Genomic DNA, 13385 nt, shown 5'->3' with positions numbered 1-13385 from the left:
ACAGACAGTGCAGCTGGTAGTCGCGCGGATCGGCCGCGCCCACGGGATCAAGGGTGAGGTCACCGTCGAGGTGCGGACCGACGAGCCGGAGCTCCGGCTCGCCCCCGGTGCCGTGCTGCTGACGGAGCCGGCCTCCACGGGCCCGCTCACCATCGAGACGGGCCGGGTGCACAGCGGGCGCCTCCTGCTGCGCTTCGAGGGAGTCAAGGACCGCAACGGCGCCGAGGCGCTGCGCAACACGCTGCTGATCGCCGAGGTGGACCCGACGGAGCTCCCCGAGGAGCCCGACGAGTACTACGACCACCAGCTGATGGACCTGGACGTCGTCCTGGAGGACGGCACCGAGATCGGTCGGATCACCGAGATCAGCCACCTGCCCTCGCAGGACCTCTTCATCGTCGAGCGGCCGGACGGCTCCGAGGTGATGATCCCCTTCGTCGAGGAGATCGTGGCCGAGATCGACCTGGAGGAGCAGCGCTGCGTCATCACCCCGCCGCCCGGGCTGATCGACGACCGCGCCGAGATCGTCTCCTCGCGCGACAACGGGGAAGAAGCCTGATGCGGCTCGACGTCGTCACGATCTTCCCCGAGTACCTGGAGCCGCTGGACGTCTCCCTCGTCGGCAAGGCGCGGGCCCGCGGGCAGCTCGACGTACACGTCCACGACCTGCGTGACTGGACCTACGACCGGCACAACACCGTCGACGACACCCCGTACGGCGGCGGCCCCGGCATGGTCATGAAGACCGGGCCGTGGGGCGAGGCCCTGGACGAGGCGCTGGCCGACGGGTACGAGGCCGGAGCCCACGGGCCGGTCATCGTCGTCCCCACGCCCAGCGGCCGCCCGTTCACGCAGGAACTGGCCGTCGAGCTCTCCGAGCGGCCCTGGCTGATCTTCACCCCCGCCCGCTACGAGGGCATCGACCGCCGCGTCATGGACGAGTACGCCACGCGCATGCCGGTCTACGAGGTCTCCATCGGCGACTACGTCCTGGCGGGCGGCGAGGCCGCGGTGCTCGTGATCACCGAGGCCGTGGCCCGGCTGCTGCCCGGCGTCCTCGGCAACGCCGAATCGCACCGCGACGACTCCTTCGCCCCCGGCGAGATGGAGAACCTGCTGGAAGGGCCGGTCTACACCAAGCCGCCCGAGTGGCGCGGCCGCGGCATCCCGGACGTGCTCCTCAGCGGCCACCACGGGAAGATCGCCCGCTGGCGGCGCGACGAGGCGCTGCGCAGGACCGCGCAGAACCGCCCGGACCTGATCGAGCGCTGCGAGGCGTCCGCGTACGACAAGAAGGACCGGGAGCTGCTCGGCGCCCTGGGCTGGAAGCCGACCGGGGACGGCCGATTTTGGCGCAGGCCCCGGAGCGTGGAAGAATAAGCGGCTGCTGTGTGCTCGCGTGCGCCCCTGCCACAGGGGGACAGTCGTGCGGCGAGTGGCGCAGCTCCCGAATTCTCTACGAAAACCCGCACCGGCGACCTGTGGCGTCGTGCGAAGAAAGCAGACGAAGAACATGTCTCACCTGCTCGACGGCGTCAACGCCGCCACGCTGCGCTCGGACGTCCCGGCCTTCCGCCCGGGTGACACCGTCAACGTCCACGTCCGCGTCATCGAGGGCAACCGCTCCCGTATCCAGCAGTTCAAGGGTGTCGTCATCCGCCGCCAGGGCGCCGGTGTCTCCGAGACCTTCACCGTTCGCAAGGTCTCCTTCAGCGTCGGTGTCGAGCGCACCTTCCCGGTGAACTCCCCGATCTTCGAGAAGATCGAGGTCGTCACCCGCGGTGACGTGCGTCGCGCCAAGCTGTACTACCTCCGTGAGCTCCGCGGCAAGGCCGCGAAGATCAAGGAGAAGCGCGACCGCTGATCTCCTCTCCGGATCCGGGGGGCGGCCGGATAGGCTCCCCCCAATGGACACCGAAGCAGAGCTCACTCGACGCGGCCACTCTTCCCCCGGTACGGGGGAGGGGCGGCCGCGTTCTGCTTTTCGGCGTTCCGCACGCGGACTCGCCGGGCGCGGCCTGCGGGCCCTGCCGACCTGGCGCGGGGCCGTGGTGCTCGGTGTGCTGTGCACGGTGTTCCTGCTGCTGCTCAGCAACTTCGTGGTGCAGCCCTTCCTCATCCCGAGCAAGTCGATGGAGCCGACGCTCCGGGTCGGGGACCGGGTGCTGGTCAACAAGCTGGCGTACCGTTTCGGCCATCAGCCGCGGCGCGGGGAGGTGGTCGTCTTCGACGGCACCGGTTCCTTCGTGCGGGCGCCGGCCGCGGTCGACCCGGTCGCGGGGCTCGTCCGCGGGGCGGCCTCCGCCCTCGGCATCGGCGAGCCGTCGGAGACGGACTTCGTGAAGCGGGTCATCGGGGTCGGTGGCGACGCCGTGGTGTGCTGCGACGCCGAGGGGCGGATCGAGGTCAACGGGGCGCCGGTGGACGAGCCCTACCTTTACCCCGGCGACACGCCTTCGAAGGTACCGTTCCGGATCGTGGTGCCGCTGGGCACCCTGTGGGTCATGGGCGACCACCGCTCCCAGTCCCGGGACTCGCGGGACCACCTGGGTGAGCCCGGCGGAGGGATGGTGCCTGTGGAGAAGGTGATCGGGCGGGCCGACTGGATCGGTTGGCCGGTTTCGCGCTGGGGTGCGACGGGCCCACCCGGGGGCGGTACGGCGGGCGGCGGTCATGGGTAGCCGCGGCCGGGCCCGCGGCGGGCGGGGTCGCGCGGACCGGGTCACCGCCGCCGACCTGCTGCGCGACGACGCCCTACGCGCCGAGCAGGAGCGCGCCGAGTGGGAACGCGCCGAGCGGGAGCGGGCCGAGTGGGAGCGGGCCGAGCGGCAGCGCGGTGAAGGAGCACGCGCTGAAGGGGCGCGTGGTGAAGGGGCGCGCAGCGGCGGCCGTGCCGAGCAGCGTCGTGCCGAGCGGCCGCGCCGTGGCCGTGGCCGTGCACCGGAGGCGGAGCCGGAGCCGAAGACGCGGGCCCGCAAGGCATCCCGCGCGCCGGCCGGCGGGCCGGAGGGCGGTGGCCGGGCCGAGCGGCGGCGGCTGGCGCGCAGGATCCGCAGGCGCCGGCGCACCCGCCGGGCGGGCGAGGTGCCGCTGCTGGTCATCGCGGCGCTGTGCATCGCGCTCCTCCTGAAGACCTTCCTGGTCCAGGCGTTCTTCATCCCGTCCGGGTCCATGGAGCAGACCATCCGGATCGGCGACCGGGTCCTCGTCGACAAGCTGACCCCGTGGTTCGGCTCCCCGATCGAGCGCGGCGACGTCGTCGTGTTCAAGGACCCGGGGGGCTGGCTCAAGGGCGAGGCGGCGCGCCCGCCCAAGGACCCCGTCGGCGTCAAGCAGATCAAGCAGGGCCTGACGTTCATCGGCCTGCTGCCGTCGGCCGACGAGCAGGACCTGATCAAGCGGGTCATCGGCGTCGGCGGGGACACCGTCGTGTGCTGCGACGTCAAGGGCCGCGTCACCGTCAACGGCGCGCCGCTGGACGAGCCGTACGTGAACCCCGGGAACGCCCCGTCGGAGATCCGCTTCGAGGTGCAGGTGCCGCCCGGACGACTGTTCGTCATGGGCGACCACCGTGCGAATTCGGCCGATTCCCGTTTCCACCTCGACGAGGACTTCCAGGGCACCATCGACGAGAAGGGCGTCGTGGGGGAGGCCGTGGTCATCGCATGGCCGTTCGACCACTGGCGCAAGCTGGAACAGCCCGCGACCTTCAACACGGTGCCCGATCAGCAACGCAGCGGGCGACGCGGCCGCCGCGGGCACCGCGGACGCCCACCCGTCGCATAGTGTGTCCTCGGTCTCCCGCGCCCTTGGGAACTCCCGCTCGTTAGGGGAGGGGAGGGCCCGTGCCGTATCCGGCGCGGGCGGCAATTCCGAGTGAGGAGTGGATGTGGGGGACGTGGCGGTAGGCGCGCGGTCCGGACGCGACGAGGGCGAGGAGCGGCCGGACGGCATCAAGCGCGATGCCGAGCGCGAGGCCCGCGAGGCCGAGGACGGCGAGGACGGTGCCGAGGAGCGCCCGCAGCGCTCGTTCTGGAAGGAGCTCCCGCTCCTCGTCGGCATCGCACTGCTGCTCGCCCTGCTGATCAAGACCTTCCTGGTGCAGGCGTTCTCGATCCCGTCCGACTCGATGCAGAACACCCTGCAGCGCGGCGACCGGGTGCTCGTGGACAAGCTCACCCCGTGGTTCGGCTCGGAGCCCGAGCGCGGCGAGGTCGTGGTCTTCCACGACCCGGCGAACTGGCTGGCCGGGGAGCCCACCCCGGAGCCCAACTTCCTGCAGACGATCCTCAGCAAGATCGGCCTGATGCCGTCCGCGGACGAGAAGGACCTGATCAAGCGGGTCATCGCCATCGGCGGGGACACGGTCGAGTGCAAGAAGGGCGGACCGGTCGTCGTCAACGGCAAGCCGCTGGACGAGCCGTACATCTTCCCCGGGAACACCCCGTGCGACGACGCCCCGTTCGGCCCGCTGACCGTACCCAAGGGCAAGATCTGGGTGATGGGAGACCACCGCCAGAACTCGCAGGACTCCCGCTACCACATGCAGGACTCCACCCAGGGCTTCGTGCCGGTCGACAAGGTCGTCGGACGGGCCGTGGTCGTCGCGTGGCCGGTCACCCGCTGGGCGACCCTGCCGGTTCCGGACACCTTCGACCAGCCGGGCCTCGGGGACCAGGCCGCGGCCAAGGCGATCGGCGCCGGCCCGGCCGCGCTGGGGCTCGTCGGAGCCGTGCCCGTGGTGGTGTGGCGCCGACGGAGGCTGACCAGCGGGACTACCGGCAGGTAGGGTGCCGCCCAGGTCGTCGATCCCGGATGTGGGGGCGCTGCTATGGGCGGAACGCAAACGAGCAGTACGCAGGGAATACGCAGTGGCAAGGACGGCCGCGGCGGTGTCGGCAACGTGTTGTCCGGGATCGCCGTGGCCGTCGGCTTCGTGCTCTTCCTCGGGGGGTTCGTGTGGGCCGCGCTGCTCTACCAGCCGTACACGGTGCCGACGGACTCGATGATGCCGACGGTGAAACCCGGTGACCGGGTGCTCGCACAGCGGATCGACGGCGGCGAGGTGCGCCGCGGGGACGTCGTCGTCTTCACTGATGCCATGTGGAGCGACTCCCCCATGGTCAAGCGGGTCGTCGGCATCGGCGGCGACACCGTGAAGTGCTGCGGGGAGGGCGGCCGGCTCACCGTGAACGGCAAGGAGCTCGACGAGCCCTACCTCGACCGCAGCCGGCCGGTGATGCTGGACGGCACGGCTCCCGGCGCGGGCTTCCCGGCCGGCACCCCGTTCGAGGTGACCGTGCCCCAGGGCAACCTCTTCCTGCTCGGCGACAAGCGCTCCAACTCGCTCGACTCCCGGGCCCACCTCCAGGAGGCCGGCCAGGGGACCGTGGCCCGCTCGACCGTCCGCGGCCGCGTCGACGCCCTCGCCTGGCCCTCCATGTCCATGGTCGGCCGGCCTGCGGCCTACGCCGACCTGCCCGGCGGGACCTCGGAGCCGGGGCCGCTGCGGCTCCAGGTCGCCGCCATCGCCGCCGGCGCCGCCCTGGTGGTGCTGGGAGCCGCGTACGGGCCGCTCGTCCGGGTCCTCGGGCGCGGACGCAGGCAGGAGCCCGCCGGTGCCCGCTGACCGGGCCGCGGACGGCCCCCGCAGGGTGTCCCGGGTGATCCTGCTGGACCCCGCGGACCGGATCCTGCTGCTGCACGGCTTCGAGCCGGACGACCCGGCGGTCGACTGGTGGTTCACGCCGGGCGGCGGGCTGGAGGGCGGCGAGAGCCGGGAGCAGGCCGCGCTGCGGGAACTCGCCGAGGAGACCGGGATCACCGAGGTGGAACTGGGGCCGGTGCTGTGGCACCGGTACTGCTCCTTCCCGTTCGCCGGGCGGCGCTGGGAGCAGGACGAGTGGTACTACCTGGCTCGGACCACGCAGACGCGGACCGAGCCGCGCGGGCTCACCGAGCTTGAACGGCGCAGTGTCTCCGGAGCCAGGTGGTGGCGGCCGGAGGAGCTCCTGGGGGCCCGCGAGACGGTGTACCCGACCAGGCTGGCGGAGCTGCTGAGGGCGCTGCTCGACGACGGCCCCCCGGCCACGCCGGTGCAGCTGGCGCCGGAAATCGTCTAGGGCCGCGCCGGCCTGCCGCACAATAGGGAGACGCACGGCTGAAGGGGAACATGCCATGAGCGCCGAGGACCTCGAGAAGTACGAGACCGAGATGGAGCTGAAGCTCTATCGGGAGTACCGCGACGTCGTCGGGCTGTTCAAGTACGTGATCGAGACGGAACGCCGCTTCTACCTCACGAACGACTACGAGATGCAGGTGCACTCGGTCCAGGGCGAGGTGTTCTTCGAGGTCACGATGGCCGACGCCTGGGTGTGGGACATGTACCGGCCGGCCCGCTTCGTCAAGCAGGTCAGGGTGCTGACCTTCAAGGACGTGAACATCGAGGAGCTGAACAAGACCGACCTCGAACTCCCGGGCAGCTGATCCTTCACTCCTGCGGGTGAGCGCGTCGTCCACAACGCCCCCGCCGTCCACCAAGATCCACAGGGTGGGTCGGTCCGCGGGATCGTCGGGGCCGGAGGTGGTGCCCGATGGACGCGAAGGACGTGGCGCGGCAGGCGCTGGGGCGGTACGGGGAGGATCTGGCGGCGCGGCGGCTGGCCGAGGCCGGCATGACGGTCATCGCGCGGAACTGGCGGTGCCGCGGCGGGGAGATCGACATCGTCGCGCGGGACGGTGACGCCCTCGTCGTGTGCGAGGTCAAGACGCGCCGGGCGGGGCGCTTCGAGCATCCCATGGCCGCGCTCCGGCCGGGCAAGGCCGAGCGGTTGCGCCGGCTCGCCGGGCGCTGGCTCGCCGACCACGGCGGGCCGCCCCCGGGCGGGGTGCGCATCGACCTGGTGGGGGTCGTGCTGCCGCGGCGCGGCGCGCCGGTGGTGGAGCACGTCCGGGGGGTGGCGTGATGGGCTTCGCACGGGCCTGCTCGGTCGCCCTGGTGGGCGTCGAGGGCGTGGTGGTGGAGGTCCAGGCCGACCTGGAGCCGGGCGTCGCGGCGTTCACGCTGGTGGGCCTGCCCGACAAGACCCTCGTCGAGAGCCGGGACCGGGTCCGGGCCGCCGTCGTCAACTCGGGCGCCGCCTGGCCGCAGAAGAAGCTCACGGTCGGGCTCAGCCCCGCCTCGGTGCCGAAGTCGGGCGCCGGTTTCGACCTGGCCGTGGCGGCGGCGGTGCTGGGCGCCGCCGAGGTGGTCGATCCCGCTGTCATCGCCGACCTGGTGCTCGTCGGGGAGCTGGGCCTGGACGGCCGGGTCCGCCCGGTGCCGGGCGTGCTGCCGGCGGTCCTCGCCGCGGCGGAGGCCGGGTACCGCAGCGTGGTCGTGCCGCACGCGTGCGCCCCCGAGGCGCGGCTGGTCCCGGACGTCTCGGTGCTCGGCGTACGCAGCCTGCGCGGCCTGATCGCGGTCCTCACCGGCGGGGCGGCCGCCGAGGACGAACCGCCGGAGGGGGCCGGGCCGCCGGGTCCCGGGCCGGGGCCGGCCGGCCTGCTGGTGCCGGGAGCCGGGCTGGGCACCGGGGTCGTGCCGGGCGGGGGAGCGGCGGGGCAGCCCCCCGACTTCCCCGACCTGTCCGACGTGGCCGGGCAGCACACGGCGCGCCGCGCCCTGGAGGTGGCCGCCTCCGGGGGCCACCACCTCTTCCTCAGCGGCCCCCCGGGGGCCGGCAAGACGATGCTGGCCGAGCGGCTCCCGTGGATCTTGCCGCCGCTCACCCGGCAGGACTCACTGGAGGTCACCGCCGTCCACTCGGTGGCGGGGATCCTGCCGCCCGGCGACCCGCTGGTCAGCAGGCCGCCGTACTGCGCGCCGCACCACTCGGCGACCATGCAGTCGCTGGTCGGCGGCGGGGCGGGCGTCCCCCGGCCCGGGGCGGTCTCGCTGGCCCACCGGGGCGTTCTCTTCCTCGACGAGGCCGCGGAGTTCGGCACCAAGGCGCTGGACGCGCTGCGCCAACCGCTGGAATCGGGGCGGGTGGTCATCGCCCGGGCCGCCGGGGTGGTGCAGCTGCCGGCCAGGTTCCTCATGGTGCTCGCGGCGAACCCCTGCCCGTGCGGGCGGCACGGCCTCCAGGGCGCCGGATGCGAATGCCCGGCCTCGGCCGTGCGGCGCTACCAGGCGCGGCTGTCCGGGCCGCTGCTGGACCGGGTGGACCTGCGCGTCGGGGTCGAGCCGGTCAGCCGCGCCGAGCTGCTCGGTGGCGGCGGCCGCGGGGAGGCCACGGCGGCGGTCGCCGCCCGGGTCCGGCAGGCCCGGGACCGCGCCGCGGCCCGGCTGGCCGGCACCCCGTGGCGGCTCAACGCCGAGATCCCCGGGCACGAGCTGCGGACCCGCTGGCCGGCGACGCCCGGGGCGCTGGCGCAGGCCGAGCGGGACCTGGAGCGCGGCCTGCTCACGGCCCGCGGGCTGGACCGGGTGCTGCGGGTCGCCTGGACCGTGGCCGACCTGCGGGGCAACGACCGGCCCGACGCGCTGGACGTGGCCGTCGCGCTGGAGCTGCGGACCGGGATCGGCCGCGGGGCCGTCCTGGCCGCGGGAGCCGGGCCGTGACCGCGGCGGGCGGTCCCGCACCGGGGCGGGGCGAGGTCCCGGGGGCGGAGCCGGACGGTGCGTCGACGGCGGACGTGGGGGACGCGCGGGAGGCACGGGACGCGTGGGAGGGCCCCGGGTCCGAGGTGGCGGCCCGCGCCGCGCTGACCCGGGTGCTGGAGCCCGGGGACGAGCACGGCGGGCGCTGGCTGCGCGAGCACGGCGCCGTCGGGCTGATGCGGCTGTTGACGGGCCCGGACCCGGAGCCGGCGGCCCTCGGCGGCGTCGGGTCCCGGCGGCTCGCCGGATACCGCGCCCGGGCCGCGGTCGCCGACCCCCGCCGGGACCTGGCGGCCGCCGCCGCGGCGGGCTGCCGGTTCGTCTGCCCCGGGACGGCGCAGTGGCCGACCCAGCTCGACGACCTCGGCGACGCCCGGCCCGTCGGCCTGTGGGTGCGGGGCACCCCCGACCTGCGGACCTGGGCGCTGCGCTCGGTCGCCCTGGTCGGTGCCCGCGCCTGCACCCCGTACGGCGCGCACATGGCCCACGCCCTGGCCGCCGGGCTCGCCGAGCGGGGCTGGGTGGTGGTGTCCGGGGCCGCGTACGGGATCGACGGCGCGGCCCACCGCGGGGCCCTCGGCAGCGGCGGGGCCACGGCCGCGGTGCTCGCCTGCGGGGTGGACGTCGCCTATCCGCGCGGACACGCGGGGCTGCTCGGGGCCATCGCCGGCCAGGGGTTGGTGCTGGGGGAGCTGCCGCCCGGCAGCCACCCCACACCCGCCCGGTTCGTGCTGCGCAACCGGGTCATCGCGGCCCTCACCCGGGGCACCGTGGTGGTCGAGGCCGCCCTCCGCAGCGGCTCCCTGGTCACCGCGCGCCGGGCCCGGGAACTGGGGCGGTTCACCATGGGCGTCCCCGGCCCCGCCACCAGCGGCCTCTCGGCCGGGGTGCACGAGCTGCTGCGGGGCGAGGCGGTGCTCGTCACCGACGCCGCCGAGGTCGTCGAACTCGTCGGCGGGATCGGGGAGCTCGCCCCCGAACGGCGCGGGCCCGTCCTGCCCCGGGACCTGCTGCACCCGGAGACGGCCCGGGTGCTCGAAGCGCTCCCCGCCGGCCGCCCCGCCCGGGTGGAGGAGCTCGCCCTCGCCGCGGCCACCGGAACCGATGAAGTCATCGGCAGACTGTACGAACTTCACTCCCTGGGGTTCGTCGAACGGCTGGGCGATGCCTGGCGGTTGACGCCGCAGACACGCCGATGAGCCACACGAACCGGTGGCACCCGGCGAGGCGTTCGCTGACCTGGGGCGTTCCGGTGAAAGAGTGAAGCCGATGAAAGACGCGGTCCTTCCGTCGGCAGCAGCCGGGACCGAGCGCCAGGCGCCGGTCCCGGGTCACCCGTGCGGGCCGGGTCACCCGTGCGGCCCGGGACGCGCCTGGGGCCTTATACGATCCCGTACTCTTCGCGCACCGCGACAATCCCGTCACGCTACGCTCCCAAGGAATCCCGCTCCGGCAAAGGCGAAGCATGCCCCAGCACATCTCAGGGTCCGACCGCGCCGCCGCGCCCCCCGCTGCCCGCGGCAGCGTGCGCGCCACCGCGCCCTCGTCCCTGGACGCGCTGTGGCGCTCGTACAAGGAGACGGGTGACGAACGCCTGCGGGAGCAGCTGATCCTGCACTACTCGCCCCTGGTGAAGTACGTCGCCGGCCGGGTCAGCGTGGGCCTCCCGCCCAACGTGGAGCAGGCCGACTTCGTCTCCTCGGGGGTCTTCGGGCTGATCGACGCGATCGAGAAGTTCGACCTCGACCGCTCCATCAAGTTCGAGACGTACGCGATCACCCGGATCCGCGGCGCGATGATCGACGAGCTGCGGGCGCTGGACTGGATCCCCCGCTCCGTACGGCAGAAGGCGCGGGCGGTCGAGCGGGCCTACGCCACGCTGGAGGCCCAGCTGCGCCGTACCCCGACCGAGCAGGAGGTCGCGGGCGAGATGGGCATCGCGGTGGAGGAACTCCACACGGTCTTCAGCCAGTTGTCGCTGGCGAACGTGGTCGCCCTGGAGGAGTTGCTGCACGTCGGCGGGGAGGGCGGCGACCGCCTCTCGCTGATGGACACCCTGGAGGACACCGCCGCCGACGACCCGGTGGAGGTGGCCGAGGACCGCGAGCTGCGCAGGCTGCTGGCCCGCGCCATCAACACGCTGCCCGAACGCGAGAAGACCGTGGTCACCCTGTACTACTACGAGGGCCTCACGCTCGCCGAGATCGGCAACGTGCTCGGGGTGACCGAGAGCCGGGTCAGCCAGATCCACACCAAGTCCGTGCTGCAACTGCGCGCCAAGCTTGCGGATGTGGGCCGCTGAGCCACCCCTGCCTCCGTACAGTGGGCGGGTGCCCAGGATTCGAGCGGCCTCCGTGGCCGAGCACCGGTCGATGCAGCGCCGCGCCCTGCTGGACGCGGCACGCTCCCTGCTGTCCGAGGGCGGGACGGAGGCGCTGACCTTCCCCGCCCTGGCGCAGCGCACCGGGCTCGCCCGGTCCTCCGTGTACGAGTACTTCCGGTCCCGCGCCGCCGTCGTCGAGGAGCTGTGCGCGGTCGACTTCCCCGTGTGGGCCGCCGAGATCGAGGCCGCCATGGAGCAGGCGCCGACCCCCGAGGCGAAGATCGAGGCGTACGTGCGCAGCCAGCTGGGCCTGGTCGGCGACCGCCGGCACCGGGCCGTGGTCGCGATCTCGGCGAGCGAGTTGGACGCGGGCGCCCGCGACAAGATCCGCGCGGCGCACGGCGGCCTCGTCGCGATGATCGTGGAGGCCCTCTCGGCCCTGGGTCAGGAGCAGCCCAGACTGGCGGCCATGCTGCTCCAGGGCGTGGTCGACGCGGCGGTGCGGCGAATCGAGCTCGGCGCCGCCGAGGACCCCGCCGTGGTGACGGAGACGGCCGTCGCGATGGCCCTGCGGGGCGTGCGCGGCTGACCCGCGGCGCAGCCCCCGCCGTCGCCCCGGCCCGGGGGTCCCCGGGCGGTCCGGCCGCCTCCGGCGGGCCGTCGGGCGTGTCCGCCGCGGGCAGCAGCCGCGGCGCGGGGCGCGGCAGCAGCGACAGCGGGTTGACGTACGTGTCGCCCGACAGCGCGCCCCAGTGCAGGCAGGGGCCGGCGCAGTGGCTCCCTTCCGTCAGGACCGCGACGACCTGGCCGGCGGTGACCGGCTCACCCTCGGCGACGAGCGGGCGCACCGGTTCGTAGGTGGTGCGCAGTCCGCCGGGCAGGGTCAGGGACAGCACCCCGCGCCCGGCCACCGGGCCCGCGAAGTGGACCCGTCCGGGCCCCACGGCCCGCACCCGCGTCCCGGCCGGGGCGGCGAGGTCCACCCCGCGGTGCCCCGCCGCGTACGGCGTCGGCGGTGGGTCCCACCAGCGGACCACCGCGAGCGGCGCGGGCAGCGGCCGCGAGACGTGCGGGACCGTGGCGGCGGGCCGGGCGGCCACCGCGGGCCGGGCGCCCACCGCGGGCCGGGCGCCCACCGCGGGCAGGGCGCGCACCGCGGGCGCGGCGGCCCCCGCGGGCATGGTGGCCGGCGCTGGCGGCGCGCCCGTCCGGGCCACCGCCAGCAGCAGCGCGAGCAGCAGTGTCGTCATGCCCGCAGCGTCCCGCACCCCCGCCGGGGGCGGCGGAGCCTGTGGACCGGCGGCCCGTTGTGGACAGCGGCGTCACCTGGCATACCGCCCGGTCCCGTACACTTCTTACGGCGATCCGGGTCACCGGGTCGACTTCGCGCGCCCCAGCACCGGCCGGAAAGGTCGGGTGGCAGCGTCTCTCGGTCCCTTTTCCGGGGGCAGGACGCGGTGGGGCGTCAGGACCAAACCGAGAAACCAAGGAGATGGCCATGGCCGTCGTAACGATGCGGGAGCTGCTGGAGAGCGGCGTCCACTTCGGTCACCAGACCCGTCGCTGGAACCCGAAGATGAAGCGCTTCATCTTCACCGAGCGCAACGGCATCTACATCATCGACCTGCTCCAGTCGCTGTCGTACATCGACCGCGCCTACGAGTTCGTCAAGGAGACCGTCGCGCACGGCGGCTCCATCATGTTCGTCGGTACGAAGAAGCAGGCCCAGGAGGCCATCGCCGAGCAGGCGACGCGCGTCGGCATGCCGTACGTCAACCAGCGCTGGCTGGGTGGCATGCTCACCAACTTCTCGACCGTCTACAAGCGCCTGCAGCGCCTGAAGGAGCTCGAGGCGATCGACTTCGAGGACGTCGCCGCCTCGGGTCTCACCAAGAAGGAGCTCCTGGTCCTCTCCCGCGAGAAGGCCAAGCTGGAGAAGACCCTCGGTGGTATCCGCGAGATGCAGAAGGTGCCGAGCGCCGTCTGGATCGTCGACACCAAGAAGGAGCACATCGCCGTCGGCGAGGCTCGCAAGCTGAACATCCCGGTCGTCGCGATCCTCGACACCAACTGCGACCCCGACGAGGTCGACTACAAGATCCCGGGCAACGACGACGCGATCCGCTCCGTCACCCTGCTCACCCGCGTGATCGCCGACGCCGTCGCCGAGGGCCTCATCGCCCGTTCCGGCGCTGCGACCGGTGACTCGAAGCCGGGCGACAAGGCCGCCGGCGAGCCGCTCGCCGAGTGGGAGCGCGACCTGCTCGAGGGTGAGAAGAAGGCCGACGCCGCCGAGGCCGCCCCGGCCGCCGAGGCCGAGCAGGCCTGACCCGCTGAGGGCGCCCGGAGTTCACCCTCCGGGCACTCGCAGGACGGACGATGACGGCGGGGGAGCCGCGCCACGAGCGCGCCTCCTCC

At 73.8% G+C, this 13385-nt stretch carries 15 protein-coding genes and 1 pseudogene; 15 read left to right on the top strand and 1 reads right to left on the bottom strand.

The features are described 5' to 3' along the window. Positions 1-7: 7 nt before the first annotated feature. The 14 genes from rimM to ACSHWO_RS10160 all read left to right on the top strand — a co-directional run bounded on the left by rimM (position 8) and on the right by ACSHWO_RS10160 (position 11556). Positions 8-559, top strand: a complete 552-nt coding sequence (rimM, locus tag ACSHWO_RS10225) for a ribosome maturation factor RimM (protein ID WP_385843226.1) — start codon at positions 8-10, stop codon at positions 557-559. After that, positions 559-1380 (top strand): tRNA (guanosine(37)-N1)-methyltransferase TrmD, encoded by an 822-nt coding sequence (trmD, locus tag ACSHWO_RS10220; protein ID WP_361095257.1) that lies wholly within the window; start codon positions 559-561, stop codon positions 1378-1380. The genes rimM and trmD overlap by 1 nt, the downstream gene beginning before the upstream one ends. A gap of 133 nt (positions 1381-1513) precedes the next feature. Continuing rightward, positions 1514-1864 (top strand): 50S ribosomal protein L19, encoded by a 351-nt coding sequence (rplS, locus tag ACSHWO_RS10215; protein WP_361095260.1) that lies wholly within the window; start codon positions 1514-1516, stop codon positions 1862-1864. Positions 1865-1907: 43 nt separating this feature from the next. Then, positions 1908-2681, top strand: a complete 774-nt coding sequence (lepB, locus tag ACSHWO_RS10210; protein ID WP_438311312.1) for a signal peptidase I — start codon at positions 1908-1910, stop codon at positions 2679-2681. After that, positions 2674-3786, top strand: a complete 1113-nt coding sequence (gene lepB, locus ACSHWO_RS10205; RefSeq protein ID WP_438311310.1) for a signal peptidase I — start codon at positions 2674-2676, stop codon at positions 3784-3786. The genes lepB (ACSHWO_RS10210) and lepB (ACSHWO_RS10205) overlap by 8 nt, the downstream gene beginning before the upstream one ends. A gap of 112 nt (positions 3787-3898) precedes the next feature. After that, on the top strand, positions 3899-4789 hold the full coding sequence (gene lepB, locus ACSHWO_RS10200; RefSeq protein ID WP_438311307.1) for a signal peptidase I: 891 nt from the start codon (positions 3899-3901) through the stop codon (positions 4787-4789). Between the two features lie 42 nt (positions 4790-4831). Beyond that, positions 4832-5629, top strand: a complete 798-nt coding sequence (lepB, locus tag ACSHWO_RS10195) for a signal peptidase I (RefSeq protein WP_438311305.1) — start codon at positions 4832-4834, stop codon at positions 5627-5629. Then, a complete protein-coding gene (locus ACSHWO_RS10190) occupies positions 5619-6122 on the top strand; it encodes an NUDIX hydrolase (protein ID WP_438311303.1) in 504 nt (167 codons plus the stop codon). The genes lepB (ACSHWO_RS10195) and ACSHWO_RS10190 overlap by 11 nt, the downstream gene beginning before the upstream one ends. A 55-nt stretch (positions 6123-6177) precedes the next feature. Continuing rightward, the gene (locus ACSHWO_RS10185) at positions 6178-6486 is read left to right on the top strand and encodes a DUF2469 domain-containing protein (RefSeq protein WP_179178094.1); all 309 of its coding nucleotides are present in this window, start codon (positions 6178-6180) and stop codon (positions 6484-6486) included. 107 nt (positions 6487-6593) lie between these two features. Beyond that, complete coding sequence (locus ACSHWO_RS10180; RefSeq protein ID WP_438311300.1) at positions 6594-6965, top strand: YraN family protein; 372 nt, start codon at positions 6594-6596, stop codon at positions 6963-6965. Further along, a complete protein-coding gene (locus tag ACSHWO_RS10175) occupies positions 6965-8605 on the top strand; it encodes a YifB family Mg chelatase-like AAA ATPase (RefSeq protein WP_438311298.1) in 1641 nt (546 codons plus the stop codon). The genes ACSHWO_RS10180 and ACSHWO_RS10175 overlap by 1 nt, the downstream gene beginning before the upstream one ends. A gap of 74 nt (positions 8606-8679) precedes the next feature. Further along, complete coding sequence (dprA, locus tag ACSHWO_RS10170; RefSeq protein WP_438319033.1) at positions 8680-9843, top strand: DNA-processing protein DprA; 1164 nt, start codon at positions 8680-8682, stop codon at positions 9841-9843. 266 nt (positions 9844-10109) lie between these two features. Continuing rightward, positions 10110-10946 carry an RNA polymerase sigma factor WhiG gene (gene whiG, locus ACSHWO_RS10165; RefSeq protein ID WP_361095282.1) on the top strand — a complete coding sequence of 279 codons (837 nt, stop codon included), beginning with the start codon at positions 10110-10112 and terminating at the stop codon, positions 10944-10946. 52 nt (positions 10947-10998) lie between these two features. Then, on the top strand, positions 10999-11556 hold the full coding sequence (locus tag ACSHWO_RS10160; RefSeq protein WP_361095481.1) for a TetR/AcrR family transcriptional regulator: 558 nt from the start codon (positions 10999-11001) through the stop codon (positions 11554-11556). A 187-nt stretch (positions 11557-11743) separates the two neighbouring features. Here the strand turns inward: ACSHWO_RS10160 and ACSHWO_RS10155 are convergent. Continuing rightward, a pseudogene (locus tag ACSHWO_RS10155) lies at positions 11744-12148 on the bottom strand (peptidoglycan DD-metalloendopeptidase family protein); the annotation flags it as partial. Positions 12149-12465: 317 nt separating this feature from the next. Between ACSHWO_RS10155 and rpsB the strand changes: the two are divergent. Next, positions 12466-13296 (top strand): 30S ribosomal protein S2, encoded by an 831-nt coding sequence (gene rpsB / locus ACSHWO_RS10150; RefSeq protein ID WP_385843183.1) that lies wholly within the window; start codon positions 12466-12468, stop codon positions 13294-13296. Positions 13297-13385: the final 89 nt, after the last annotated feature.

It is taken from the genome of Streptomyces pallidus (ex Mingjun et al. 2026), assembly GCF_051550185.1.
Taxonomy (GTDB): Bacteria; Actinomycetota; Actinomycetes; order Streptomycetales; family Streptomycetaceae; genus Streptomyces.
The sequence above is the reverse complement of the archived record's forward strand: the minus strand, read 5'-3'. Positions and strand labels throughout refer to the sequence as shown.

What these genes read in the sequence shown, in the direction of transcription:
- trmD (WP_361095257.1), top strand. Translation starts at nt 559, where the DNA reads ATGCGGCTCGACGTCGTCACGATCTTCCCCGAGTACCTGGAGCCGCTG.
- rplS (WP_361095260.1), top strand. Translation starts at nt 1,514, where the DNA reads ATGTCTCACCTGCTCGACGGCGTCAACGCCGCCACGCTGCGCTCGGAC.
- lepB (WP_438311312.1), top strand. Translation starts at nt 1,908, where the DNA reads ATGGACACCGAAGCAGAGCTCACTCGACGCGGCCACTCTTCCCCCGGT.
- lepB (WP_438311310.1), top strand. Translation starts at nt 2,674, where the DNA reads ATGGGTAGCCGCGGCCGGGCCCGCGGCGGGCGGGGTCGCGCGGACCGG.
- lepB (WP_438311305.1), top strand. Translation starts at nt 4,832, where the DNA reads ATGGGCGGAACGCAAACGAGCAGTACGCAGGGAATACGCAGTGGCAAG.
- ACSHWO_RS10185 (WP_179178094.1), top strand. Translation starts at nt 6,178, where the DNA reads ATGAGCGCCGAGGACCTCGAGAAGTACGAGACCGAGATGGAGCTGAAG.
- ACSHWO_RS10180 (WP_438311300.1), top strand. Translation starts at nt 6,594, where the DNA reads ATGGACGCGAAGGACGTGGCGCGGCAGGCGCTGGGGCGGTACGGGGAG.
- ACSHWO_RS10175 (WP_438311298.1), top strand. Translation starts at nt 6,965, where the DNA reads ATGGGCTTCGCACGGGCCTGCTCGGTCGCCCTGGTGGGCGTCGAGGGC.
- whiG (WP_361095282.1), top strand. Translation starts at nt 10,110, where the DNA reads ATGCCCCAGCACATCTCAGGGTCCGACCGCGCCGCCGCGCCCCCCGCT.
- rpsB (WP_385843183.1), top strand. Translation starts at nt 12,466, where the DNA reads ATGGCCGTCGTAACGATGCGGGAGCTGCTGGAGAGCGGCGTCCACTTC.